This window comes from Canibacter zhoujuaniae, assembly GCF_011752015.1.
Lineage (GTDB): Bacteria > Actinomycetota > Actinomycetes > Actinomycetales > Microbacteriaceae > Canibacter > Canibacter zhoujuaniae.
In genome coordinates, this window is sequence record NZ_JAAIKA010000001.1 from 400,156 (window position 1) to 412,109 (window position 11,954).

The following is an 11,954-nucleotide window of genomic DNA, read 5'->3' on the forward strand; positions in this document are numbered from 1 at the left end:
GCCCTATCGTGCAGCAGACTATTCGACATCTCGCAAGACAGTGCCTAAGACGCGCACTCTGCCGCTAGCGACTGCCCAATAAAACAGTTACGGGTTAATCACAGTCTCGTAAATATGTTTGCATTCTGCGCAGACAGGAAATTTTTCAGGATCGCGGTTTGGCACCCACTTCTTGCCGCACAGCGCCCGCACAGGTTTCCCGGTGATAGCAGACTCGACGATCTTATCTTTTGGCACATAGTGCGAGAAACGGTCGTGATCGCCGTCTTCAAGCTGCTTTTCTTCGAGCAGCTCTGAAAGCTCTCGATCAAGCACGTCTGCGCCGCCTGCCGGGGCTAGTGTGCTGCTGTTGAAAGTCATGTCGTTAATAATACTTGGTTAAACCTCAAAAGAGCTCTTAAGCGGGAAACGCTCCGCGAGAAAGTCATGCATGATTGCGTTCACGTGCGCTATTTGTTCCGGTTCGGTGGCGGTGTCGTTCAGACAGAGAACGTCCAACTTCTGATGCTTAGAAAGGCTCGCAAGTTTCTCTTCCGCATCAGCGCTTGCAATATCTAAATAGCCGTATTTAATTGCGGTGCTGTTAATCGCTCTCCCCTGCGCATAGGCAATGTAGTGGTAGAGAGCTGATGGAATCGAGTAGTCTTCCGGATGCCGAAACTTCGAGGCTGAAACGGCTGCAAAAAGCTCAGGGTTTTCTGCTTCAAACTGCTCTAGCACCGACTTTAGTTGCGGATGCGGCGTGTGTTTGAACTTGTTGGTGACTGTGCGCCCGTATTTTTCTTCAAGCAGGCGTCTGTTTCGTTTTGCGGCTGACAGCACGGGCATATCCCGTGCGCTTGGCTCATCGATATCCAGCGAAGCATTGGAGGGGAAATACTTCGACAGCCCATTTGCTGTGAAAAACAGAGACGGCTCCACCGGTCGCATAAACACGATGTCGTCGTTCATATAGAGATACTGTTCGCTCAACCCTGCAATATGGTGCAGCTGCGATTCAATCGCGTGTGAGTTAAACACCGGCAGCTTGCTGCGATCCGAAAAAATATCTTTATGGTCGACAACCGTAATTTTTGGATGCTCTGTGTTTAACCAACTCGGTATCTGCTGGTCGGTAACAATGTAAATATGGTTGACCCAGCTCGCATAGTATTCCAGTGACCGCAGCGAGTAGCGCAGTTCGTCACGCGACTGGAAGCGCGACTGATTTAGGGCGGTTGAGTTAAAATTCTCGCTAGCGACACCACCAAGTGCTTCCTGTTTGCGGGCAGCCCAGGCAGGATCGTTGCCGTCAACCCACGTGTAAACCACATCAATCGGCTGGGTAATCTCATACATGTGCGGAAACTCATGCAACACACGATGCTCGGGGTGCTCTTGCGCCCGCTGCCAGGCTGCCGGGGTTAAGTATTCTAATAGGGTGTTTCGCAAAGGTATTTTGCGGATCAAAGTGCCAGGCAGGTGTGTGTTTCCGTCTGCACGAAACTCGCCGTCTGATGCGATGCGCCACGGCTCAACAATAATCTGTTCCGCAGCGGTAGAAAGCTGCCTGCCAGAGGGCGCAAAATGGTGACTGCGGCAGATAATAGACTGCACTTCTGCTAGTTTTAGCCTCTGGTTTGTGATGCTGACCTGAAAACCCTGCTTCAGCACAGCGCGAATGCTCCATGCGCCAGTTTCTGCGAGCGGCCGCACGGCTGTCACAAACTTTTCTAGGTCGCGATCAGCGATAACCAGATTCGTGCGCAGCAGTTTATCTGCCGGCAGCTCAGCCCACTCAATATCGTGCTTTTTTAGAGTGCCTCGCAAAAACTCTAGATCGGCGGCAATATTTTTGAACGCATCAAAACTGTGCACCGGGTGCTTTTTGCCAAATTCGGTAACAACTTTCGCGCGATCTGACAGAAATGCGAGACTCGTGATTTCTCTAATCTGTCGTTTCTGCTGTTCAGAAAGGTTGCGTGCCGCCCACATGCGCAAACGAGACTTGATGCTCAAAAAGAAACTCCTAACACTGTATCCCCTCAATGCTAGACCCTGGGCTTTTGAAATAACTTAGAGTGTTGTTTCGTGCCAAAATTGAGGGGTGACTCCTGCAGCCTCGCTGATGCTCCCGCCGGTTTCTTTTGTTATGCCGGTGTTAAACGAAGCAGCTTATATTGCTGAAGCTGTCGCAAGCATTTTTGCGCAAAACTATCCAAACGAGTTTGAGCTGCTGCTTGTGCTCGGCAACTCCACTGACGGAACAACCGCTTTGGCAGCAGAGCTGGCAGAAAAGCACCCGCAGATCCGCCTCATCAACAACCCCACTAACCATATTCCGGCCGCCCTAAATCTTGGGTTTAATGCTGCCAAACACAGTGTTATTGTCAGGGTTGACGCACACTCTAAACTAAATTCCGGCTATGTTGAGCGGGCGGTCACTGAGCTCCTACGCACCGGGGCTGCAAACATCGGCGGTGTTATGCGGGCTGCTGGCCGCACTAAAAAACAGCAGGCGATTGCAGACTGCTACAACAGCCCGTTCGGTCTCGGTGGCGGGGTGTATCACGGTGAGGCGCCGGCTGGGAAGGCAGAATCAGCCTATCTTGGAGTTTTTAACCGTGCAGCTGCTGTGCAGGCGGGCGGTTTTGACGAGACAATTCTGCGCGGCGAAGATTGGGAGCTTAATCGGCGCATTAGAAACTTGGGTGAAAAAGTTTGGTTTGATCCGCAGCTGAAAGTGACCTACTACCCGAGAGACAGTTTTCGTGCGCTGGCGAAGCAGTTTTGGGCGACCGGTGTGTGGCGTGCGGTGATTATGCGCCGCTATCTTTCTGAACACCCGGCCCGTTTCTTTGCGCCAGGTCTGCTGGTTGCGGCGCTCCTCTTTTCAGCGATTATCACTGTTATTGGCGGGGTCGGTTTTACTAATAACGGTAATCTGACACTGCTGTTTTTGGGTTTGGCTCTTCCTGTCAGCTATCTGCTCGGGCTGATTTTTGCTGTTTTCACAATGCGGCCGCAGAATATACGCGCGGCGCTGCTGCGTCTGAGTGCGCTGCCTGTTATGCATTTGAGCTGGGGTTTAGGGTTTTGGCGTGGTTTTCTGTTCGGGGGCGGATCCAGCGTTGACCGTTCCCGTTTGCGGTAGTGCGCTGCGCTGCTGCAATTCAGCCACCACCCTACTAGCTGCGGCGCCGTCATCCCACGGGTTAAACCGTGCCCGCCACGCTGTTAGCTGCGCTTCGTGCGCAACAATCCAGGCAGCCTTTTCACCTAAAACCGCATACTCTCTAAGTGCTGCAGCCACCTGGGAGGTTTTGGTTAGCTGCGGCCCTGGAGCGACAGCATCAAAGTCAAATGTGAACCCGCGCTCCTGCTGTAAATACGTGTTTTTATCGGGCACGAAGTAAATCTGCGGCAGCCCGGCAACGCTCGCATCAAACATGACGGATGAATAGTCGGTGATCACAATGTCAGAGGCGAGCAAAACATCGTTTAAGTCAGCGTGGTTAGAAGTATCTTGCACAATAGCTGCGGTATCTGAGTTTCCAGATGCAGCCGGTTGCATGCCTTTTGCAGATCTGGTGTGCCCGCGCAGTAGGATCGTCCACTCTTCGCCCAGTGACTGCGACAGCTCGTCAGCATCTAACAGCCGCACCGCAGCACCGTTTGCCCGCCAGGTTGGAATATATGAGACAACAAACCTGGTGCGCACACCGAGACGCTCCCGCGCGGCACGCCGCACCACCGGATTCACCTGCCGTTTTTGCCCCTGCAGCAAAACGGCATTCGCTAAGACATCAACCCGCGGATAACCGCTCGCAAGAATCTCACCACGATATGCGTAAGAGCTTCTAAATTGCTCGCTTGAGTGTGGGTTCTGTGACAGCAAAAGTGACCAGCGGCGCGATTCACGATGCACAGCAATTCGCGACCGTAGCGTTGTGTCGTCGCGCGCAAGAGCGAGTTTTTTCAGCATTGTGCCGTGCCAGGTTTGCAGCACTGTCTGCTGTTTGCCGCGCTTGAAATTAAACCGCAGCCAATCGTTCACTATTAAAAGTTTCGCGTGTTTGCGTGCTGCAACCCAGAGGCGGGATCCGATCATCACCGGGGTCGCGCCCGCGGGCACACTCACCGTCTCATCGGCAATCGCCCAGAAACGCGGCACCTGCGGCAGTGTTGCTGCGATCTCACGGTCTAACGCTAAGGGATTGTCTGAGGCCTGTTTGCCGTAGAAGCTCTCAAAATAGACTGCGTTTTCAGGCACCATATCTGCTAGCGGGGTGCGCAGCTCATAGATAGCTTGAATCACCCGCTCAGACGCACAGCCGTCACTGTATTTATGAAACCTTGAGCGCAGTCGCACAGTAGCCTGCGCAGCTAGCGAGCGTGCTTTGCGGTCGGTGAAAATCTGCTGCAGTGCTGCCGTGCACGCCTCCCAGCTGGTGACAAAGCGACCGTCTGTTGTGACCGAAAACGGCTCATAGAGCCCCCTTGTTTTCGAGTATCGCGCAACATCAGGCGCAAACCACACAATCGGGCGTTCGGTCAGTGAGAAGTCAAGCGCGACAGAAGAATAGTCTGTCACCACAGCAGCAAACTGCCCCAGCTGCGGGGTTAAATCTCGCACCCTGTCGGCTGTTAAAAGCACTATCTCTGGGTGCTCTGCAAGATGGCAATAGTCTCCCACAGCGAGTGGATGGGGCCTGACAAAAACGGTTACCCCGCACTGCTCGGCAAACGCGGCAAGCTGTTTTGCTTCTTCCTGGGTCGGCACTCCGGGGTCTGCCTCGCCGTCACGCCAAGTTGGCGCATACAGCACCCAGTCGGTTGCGGCCACGCGCCCTCGATCCGCACCCTCTAACGCAGCAAGCAACTGATTGCGCTGTTCTGCTAGCGTCGCAGCATCACGCAAAATTTTTATGAGCGGATCGTGCCGCGGGTCTCCAAGAATTTGCACCCTGCCCGGCAGCACGCGGAAGGCGGTGCGCAGCCTGGTTGCTGCGGTGTAGGATCCTGCAACATAGAGGTCAACGGTTGCCGCTCCGAAGCGATACATGCGGTTCAGGAGCTGTTTGAAGATGGCGGGGGCGCCGAGCTTAGTTGTTGCGCTGCTGTCCAGGTGGAGTTTTTTGAGAGGAGCTCCGTGCCAGAGTTGCACAACCCGCGCACCAAAAATTCCGTAGCGGTTTGCATCGCCCAACCCGTGGGTCACGATCACCTGCCCGGCGCGTGCGGTGGCCCAAAATCCAGCCCAGCTTTTTTGTAAAACCGCGCTAAAGCCGTGCTGCTCGATATCTTGTTGCACGGTTTTATCTGCTGCCAGCCAGGTGATTTTTGCTTCGGCGTGCTGCTCGCGCAGTTTTTCAGCTAACGGTCTTGCGCCCTCACCGAAACCGGCTGCGGAAGCAAAAACCCAGCGTTCTTTATCGCGGGGAATCAGTAAACAGAGCAGAAACCCGAAAAAATAGAGCGGGATCCGCAACAGTTTTAAGAAATTGCCAGTGGCAAAATCAAACTTTGTTGCAGACCCCGTCATACCGAGTAATTCTATCCCGAAAATCTTTGTGCTTAGAGTGTGCCGAGTGTTACTTTAACGTCTTGCGGCTTACCGTTTCTAAGCACTGTGAGATTGAGCTCAGCGCCACCGGGATGCATCCGCACCAAGGCGGATACCGCGGTGCCGTCTGCTGCCGGAATGCCCTCCACCGCTGTGATCACATCACCGGCGCGGATCCCTGCTTTTGCTGCAGCAGAATCTGGCACAACTTCAGCGACGTAACCGCCCGCGTGGGTGGCCCCCTGCGTCTGTGCAGCATCGCTAACGCTCGCACCCAACAGCCCATGGGTTGGTTTTTCGCCCGCGATCAGCCCGTCAACAACTCGCTTTACAAGGTTTGCGGGGATCGCAAAGCCCAAGCCAACCGAGCCCGCTGTTGTCTCGGAGGATCGCGTTGATGCGATTGCGACGTTTATGCCGATGAGTTCACCTTCTGTGTTTAACAGCGCACCGCCAGAGTTGCCGGGGTTGATCGAGGCATCGGTTTGGATAACGGGCAGGGTGACCCGGCTTGCGTCAGCTCGTGGGGTTTGCTGCTGCTCCGGTGGCGGCTGCAGATAGAAGTCGAACGGGCTGTTGCGTTCGCTATCACCGTTATCTTCCGGTGCGCGGCGGCCGTCTTCGACAAGTGAATTGGCGACAGAGATGCCGCGGTTAACAGCGCTGACAACGCCGCTGGTTACAGTGCTGTTGAGCTCCAAAGGCGCACCGATTGCAACGGTTACATCGCCGACGTTGGTGGCGTTTGAGTCTGCCAGCGGGATCGGTTTCAGGTTGTCAGCTTTCACCTTCACAACCGCTAAGTCAGCGAGCGGATCAACGCCAACAAGCTCACCCTTCAGCAGTTTGCCGTCGGCAAAGCGCACGGTGATATCGGGGCGCATGTTGCCAGGCTCTGCAAGCACCACATGCGCGTTTGTGACAATGTATCCATCGCGCGAATAGACAACACCCGAGCCGCTGCCGCCGGATCGTTGACCCCGCACCTGCAGTGTTACAACGCTTTCAACACGCTGTGCCGCAACGGCAGAAACGACGGTTGCGGTATCAGGGTTAGAGATCTTGACGGCGCTGACGCCGGTGCTCGCGCTGCCGGTGTTGTTTCCGACAACGTTTGCGGCCACAACGCCGCCGCTGACACCGCCAATCAGACCGCCAATCAGGAGGCCGGAAAGGAGCAGCACCCCTCCCCTATTTTTCGATTTCGGTTCTTTCGGTGCTTGCTGTTCTTGCAGCTCTTGCGGATCAGACGGCGGCGTCTCGTGCAGAACGGCAGTGTTTACCGGTGGTGCGTATATCGCTGTGGGTAACTCCTGCCGGTCACCCTGGCCCTGCTGCACTTGTTGATCCTGCTGGGTCTGCTGGCCATACTGCTCCAGCTGATTCTGCTGATCCTGCTGAGCTTCCTGGTCTTGCTGAGTCTGTTGCTCAAGCTGATTCTGCTGCTTGAAGCCCTCCACGGCTGCGTCTGCGCGCTCGTTGTGAGACAGACTGTCATTCAGTGCAACGCGATCTGCTTCAGTGTTTAGCTGCTCATCATCATTCACGATTCTTACGCTTTCTCGATAATTCGATTACTGCTGCTCTTATACTCCAACTCTTATCTATGAATTAGATTTGTATCTCCCAAAATTTTGCTTCACATCAAGAATTTGCGTTGCGTTAAAAACAAATGTATAGTTAATTCTTGTGCCGCGGGGTGGAGCAGTTCGGTAGCTCGCCGGGCTCATAACCCGGAGGTCGCAGGTTCAAATCCTGTCCCCGCAACTAAAACCCGGTATCTAGGCGAGTTGATACCGGGTTTTGTTTTACCCAAATGAGGCAATGGATGACTTCTGAAGGATCCCTCTTAGCTTTCGTGCTTATTTTTACCCTTGTTAACTCGTTTAGCTCCTTCAGTTACGAATGCGTAGACAAAGCCCAGGCTTAAGCCGACTATAAGCCAAAAATTGTGGTCGTCAGTAATGTACCCAAGCACTACGCCTGCGAGCGCGCCAATGCAGATGCCGATAGCCAGACGAGCGTAGAAGCCGGGCTGTGAAATTCTTTTTTCCCTCATACCCGGAGCTTATCTCACAAACTGGCCGCCGGCGCACTCCGTGTATGACGAGCGAGGACTATTGATCTATAGAGCACCGCTACAAGTTTTGCAAGACTGCTTTACCACGAGTAGGCTTGAGCGTGCAAGTTACGTCAAAGATCGACGTTAGCCGGTGTTTGACTGCCGCAGCGGATCAAGCGGAGGCGCCTATGGGAAGTGCTGTAGAACTAGGTAGAGAATCCTGCTCTATCTGTGTTTGAGATTTTTGATCTAATCTCATTCGTCCATGCTTACTATCCCAGATTCTGGAATCATGTGAAAGGAGAAAAGCATGACTATCCAGAAAATCGCCCTCCCACTGGTGGGTCTGACTGTTACGACTGCTCTGACGTTTGTGGGAATTACGCCTGCATCTGCTGCTGAAATTGAAGTTCCTAACAACCAGGTGGTGTGTACGGTTGAAACTCTCCATAACACATGGGCAGACAGTGAACTGCTGTGCAAGATCGTTGATATCAGCAGTTATCTGAAGTTCGGCTCCGATGGCCGGTCGTTGACCACCACACTCACCGACGCGCAGCTAGTTACCGATTATGGTTTCACTAGTGCGCAAGTCGCAGATTTTCGGGAGATCTTGGCTGGCACCTACAAGCCGCCAGCACCTCCAGTAGGTGTCTATGCTGAACGCTCCGCTCGTTTCTACATTTCGAATGAGGATCTGAAAGCAGGAGCGTTTGCTGCACTCGCAATAGCCGCAGAGGCAGGGCCTGAAGCTCTTGCGGCTGCGTTCGTAGGAGTTTCGTCACTGATGGGTGGCCCTGTCGGCAGTATTATCGGTGGCGGTGTAGCTCTTCTTGGTACTGGGTTCTTTATCGCCTTGGCACTGAAAATCACTGGAGCATTAGCCCAGGGCAAAGGTGTCGCCTTCTATCCGCAGTGGGACTTCCCACCTTTGACGGTTGCGATTGAGTAACTGTTCTTTTGTGAGAGGAGGCGATCACCATGAAGTTGAAACACAAGATTATAAGTTTCGCTATTATGTGTGGTTTTGCGTTGGCAGCTAGCACTGAGATGCGTGAACGGTTCGACTTGGAGTATCCCATTATTTTCTATGGGATTCACGGCTTGTTTATCATCGGCATGCTTACATACCTTCTCCTTGGCGTACGTCGCCAGAAGATTGCTGCTAGCACAGCATTGCGAGGAATTCTAGCTCTGCTTGCCTTGTATGCAGTGGGCGCCACTCGAGCCTCATTTGCTCCAGCTTTGATTGTGATTGTCGGTATTGCCACGATGACAATCTGGGTTCTGACTGAAAGAGCGCGTACTGCGTCGAAAGGTTCCGGTTACACCTAAAGCGCTGCAACACGCATTCGTCTCCTAGATTTCCCAACGATCAGGAGCACTCACCATGTAGCCCACACCGATAGCATCAAAGTGTTTCATCGCGGCCTTGATCTTCGCATTCTCGCTCGGACGACGCTTTGACGGATCTTGACTCGATTTCGTCTCACGCACCAAATACAAGTGTTCACTGCCATCTTCAATCTTGATGATCGCCCAGTCTGGGTTATAGTCCCCAACCGGAGTGGGAATACGGAACTTGTCGGGCAGTTTCATGAACAGCTTGATGTCCTCGCGCCCATCCAAATATTGGGCGAACTGCTTCTCCACCGCCGAGTCAAAGACCACGTAATCAAAATCTGTCTTCTCTTTATTGGTCACTCTGTACAACTGATCAATGAAACGGTCCTTCTCTTCGAGTCCGTCCGCTTGCAGTTCACGAAGCTCATAGATACTGCCGCCGATCGGCTCATACTGGATCCCATCGATCAGAGTGTGCGCAAGCTCAGTCTCAACACAGCCGGTGACCATCTTGATAAAGTCATTCGGGTTACTCAGAAACTCAGCCACACGCCCAGAGCCCAACAGGATGTCAATAATGGTCTTACGGGTCAGCGAGGTGGACTCCTGAAGCTGGCCGACAATGTCCGGCAGCGGATAAGCCTCTTTAAGCACTTCGTCACGAGACCCAAGAATCGAGCCCTTCGGGCCGCCACGGGTCAGCTCCAAGCCCGTACGGGTCACTTGAATACGGATCGGATCGATCTGCGGGGCGTCTTTGATACGCGCTACACAACGCTGCACCAAATCCGTGCGATCAAGGTTCACGCGATAGGTTGTGCGGGAGGTGATCCTCTCCCAAAACTCTTCAAATTCTGCAGTAGCATAGACCTGTTTGTTCAGGGACCGAACCACCCGCTGACGTTTCGGCTTAATAAGCATTTCGATCTTGCACCGCTCGACCAGATCAATGACCTCTGCTTCATAGGCTGCATACTCTTCAGGCAAACCAACAGTAAAGCCAAGGCGGTCAGGCACCCAAGTATCCAGGACCTCACCATCATCGTTGATATACCCGCGCTCGTGTAGGCACCTCCAAATCTGGGCTGATCGGCGAGTGCCAAGACGAGATTCTTTATCGCCCTCGACCACAGGTAGTTCAGCAAACTCGGTTTTGCGAACGTAACCAACCGCAACACCAGCGCGTTTATATTCGTCTTGCAACGCGGATGCAAACGCCGCATAAGATTCGTTCGCCACCACCGTCAACTGCGCAATACCCGCATCCTTGACCCGCTCACCAGCTTGGTTCACCGGCAGGCGCAGTCCGCGCCCAATCGTCTGACGACGCTCGGTCTCCGTGGACATGTCACGCAGCGTGCAGATCTGGAACACGTTTGGATTATCCCAGCCCTCACGCAGCGCAGAGTGCGAGAAAATGAATCGCACCGGCTCACCCATATCCAGCAAACGAGCCTTATCTTTCATGATTAACTCATAGGCATCATCATCAGCTTTGGTCTTACCCGAGGAATCTTTGAACGTTATCCGCGCAGTTTTGCCCTTACCGCTCTTCATCTGCGCGAAATACCCAGAACGGGCTGCAACTGGATCAGCAGGCAAAAACACGTGTGAAGCAGGATTCTTGTCTCGTTCCTCCCGGTAGGCGGTGTCAAACCATGCAGCGAAATCGCCATTCGCATCGAGGTTGTTCACTCCCTCACCCAGATAGGAGGCAACCTTGTCGATGAAGAACAATGACAATACTTTGATCCCTTGGGAGTGCACCTGCTCCTGTTTACGGATGTGCTCGCGCACAGTTTCACGAATCATTGCCTGAAAAACAGCATTCTGATTGCCGCCGATTTCTTCACCAACACGCAGGTAACCGTAGTTACTCAACTCGATCTGCTCGGGCGTCACGCTGATCTCATTGATTCGCCAGTTGCCTTCATAGGCCGGGTTACCACCGGAGATTCGCTCCAGGTCAGCACCCTGAGTAGCGCTGACCTTACGCTTTGTATAAGAACCATCCTTCTTACAACAGATCAGTTCCAAGCTAGCCTTAAAGCTCGGATCACGCTTGACCCCTAGCAGCTTCACATACGGTTTGGCCGCACTACCAAGCTCCTGGGCATCCGAAACAACAATCTTCTTCACCAGCTCCAACCGGTGAGCATCGAGCGGATCAAGCCGGTACACCACGTTACGGGTCGTGCGATGCGTGGCCGAATATCGCAGCGTACACATCGGATTCAGATCCGCCACGGCAGACTGAGCCAGCAAAGACTCCATGTTCTGCGGCTCATCCATAATCACCACAGGGTGTGTGGCCTGCAAAAAATCCAGTGGGCGTAAGCCAGAGAGCTTATCGCGCTGCTGATGAATAATACGGGTGTTCTTATCTCCCCTAATCGAATCGATCGTCATCACCATGAACTGCAAAGAGGTAGCCGTAGCAAAGTCACGCACTTCTTCAGCATGATCACCCGAATACACCGTGTAGTCCATATTGATCTGCGGGTATAGGTGACGGAAGTGCTCGCGCATCAATTCGATGCTGGTCTTCACGCCCTCACGGATCGCCACCGACGGCACCAGAATAATAAACTTGTTGAACCTATACTTCGTGGCCAGCTCGAACGCGGTCCGCAGATAGACATACGTCTTACCCGTACCGGTTTCCATCTCAATATCAAACTGCAGGCCGTCTACCAGGCTGTTGCCTATTTCTAAGCCGTTCCTATCCTGCACGCGTTGCAGGTTCTGTAGAATCGTGTCCTCGTTCAAAACGAGGTTGTTGCCATAAGCGCCAATCTCCTCAAAGACGTCAAAACCTATCGCATCACTTAAATCAGGAAGATCGGGGGCAGACTGCAGTAAAGACGGGGCATATTGAAATCTAGTCAACAGTTGAGCAGCGTCGACTGGTTGCCCATCGAACAAGTCGGTGACGGCCTCGATCGCGCTGGTCTGGTAGGGCTGGCGTGGGTCAAACTGGAATCGCATATTTCCGTCCTCGCC

At 53.4% G+C, this 11,954-nt stretch carries 9 protein-coding genes and 1 tRNA gene; 4 read left to right on the plus strand and 6 right to left on the minus strand.

Features of this window, described 5'->3' with window-relative positions; all coding sequences use genetic code 11:
- Positions 1 to 87 precede the first annotated feature (87 nt).
- A complete protein-coding gene (locus HCQ99_RS01865; RefSeq protein ID WP_166984972.1) occupies positions 88 to 360 on the minus strand; it encodes a DUF3039 domain-containing protein in 273 nt (90 codons plus the stop codon).
- Positions 361 to 378: 18 nt separating this feature from the next.
- Positions 379 to 1,998, minus strand: coding sequence for a stealth family protein (locus HCQ99_RS01870; protein ID WP_166984973.1), 1,620 nt, complete (start codon positions 1,996 to 1,998; stop codon positions 379 to 381).
- Positions 1,999 to 2,086: 88 nt separating this feature from the next.
- On the opposite strand from HCQ99_RS01870, the gene HCQ99_RS01875 reads away from it, so the two are divergent.
- On the plus strand, positions 2,087 to 3,133 hold the full coding sequence (locus HCQ99_RS01875; RefSeq protein ID WP_243854763.1) for a glycosyltransferase family 2 protein: 1,047 nt from the start codon (positions 2,087 to 2,089) through the stop codon (positions 3,131 to 3,133).
- Here HCQ99_RS01875 and HCQ99_RS01880 read toward each other — a convergent pair.
- A complete protein-coding gene (locus HCQ99_RS01880) occupies positions 3,068 to 5,524 on the minus strand; it encodes a CDP-glycerol glycerophosphotransferase family protein (RefSeq protein ID WP_166984974.1) in 2,457 nt (818 codons plus the stop codon). The two genes, HCQ99_RS01875 and HCQ99_RS01880, sit on opposite strands and share 66 nt — an antisense overlap.
- Before the next feature lie 32 nt (positions 5,525 to 5,556).
- Positions 5,557 to 7,092, minus strand: coding sequence for a S1C family serine protease (locus tag HCQ99_RS07020; RefSeq protein WP_166984976.1), 1,536 nt, complete (start codon positions 7,090 to 7,092; stop codon positions 5,557 to 5,559).
- 146 nt (positions 7,093 to 7,238) lie between these two features.
- On the opposite strand from HCQ99_RS07020, the gene HCQ99_RS01890 reads away from it, so the two are divergent.
- A tRNA-Met gene (locus tag HCQ99_RS01890) sits at positions 7,239 to 7,312 on the plus strand.
- An 82-nt stretch (positions 7,313 to 7,394) separates the two neighbouring features.
- On the opposite strand, the gene HCQ99_RS01895 is transcribed toward HCQ99_RS01890, so the two are convergent.
- The gene (locus HCQ99_RS01895) at positions 7,395 to 7,604 is read right to left on the minus strand and encodes a hypothetical protein (protein ID WP_166984978.1); all 210 of its coding nucleotides are present in this window, start codon (positions 7,602 to 7,604) and stop codon (positions 7,395 to 7,397) included.
- A gap of 313 nt (positions 7,605 to 7,917) precedes the next feature.
- Between HCQ99_RS01895 and HCQ99_RS01900 the strand changes: the two genes are divergently transcribed.
- Positions 7,918 to 8,559 (plus strand): hypothetical protein, encoded by a 642-nt coding sequence (locus tag HCQ99_RS01900; protein WP_166984980.1) that lies wholly within the window; start codon positions 7,918 to 7,920, stop codon positions 8,557 to 8,559.
- A gap of 29 nt (positions 8,560 to 8,588) precedes the next feature.
- A complete protein-coding gene (locus tag HCQ99_RS01905) occupies positions 8,589 to 8,942 on the plus strand; it encodes a hypothetical protein (protein ID WP_166984982.1) in 354 nt (117 codons plus the stop codon).
- Between the two features lie 24 nt (positions 8,943 to 8,966).
- On the opposite strand, the gene HCQ99_RS01910 is transcribed toward HCQ99_RS01905, so the two are convergent.
- Positions 8,967 to 11,939, minus strand: a complete 2,973-nt coding sequence (locus HCQ99_RS01910; RefSeq protein WP_166984984.1) for a restriction endonuclease — start codon at positions 11,937 to 11,939, stop codon at positions 8,967 to 8,969.
- Between the last annotated feature and the right edge of the window lie 15 nt (positions 11,940 to 11,954).

Excerpts from the sequence above, each read along its gene's own strand:
- HCQ99_RS01865 (WP_166984972.1), bottom strand. The coding sequence starts at position 360 with ATGACTTTCAACAGCAGCACACTAGCCCCGGCAGGCGGCGCAGACGTG.
- HCQ99_RS01880 (WP_166984974.1), bottom strand. The coding sequence starts at position 5,524 with ATGACGGGGTCTGCAACAAAGTTTGATTTTGCCACTGGCAATTTCTTA.
- HCQ99_RS01895 (WP_166984978.1), bottom strand. The coding sequence starts at position 7,604 with ATGAGGGAAAAAAGAATTTCACAGCCCGGCTTCTACGCTCGTCTGGCT.
- HCQ99_RS01900 (WP_166984980.1), top strand. The coding sequence starts at position 7,918 with ATGACTATCCAGAAAATCGCCCTCCCACTGGTGGGTCTGACTGTTACG.
- HCQ99_RS01905 (WP_166984982.1), top strand. The coding sequence starts at position 8,589 with ATGAAGTTGAAACACAAGATTATAAGTTTCGCTATTATGTGTGGTTTT.
- HCQ99_RS01910 (WP_166984984.1), bottom strand. The coding sequence starts at position 11,939 with ATGCGATTCCAGTTTGACCCACGCCAGCCCTACCAGACCAGCGCGATC.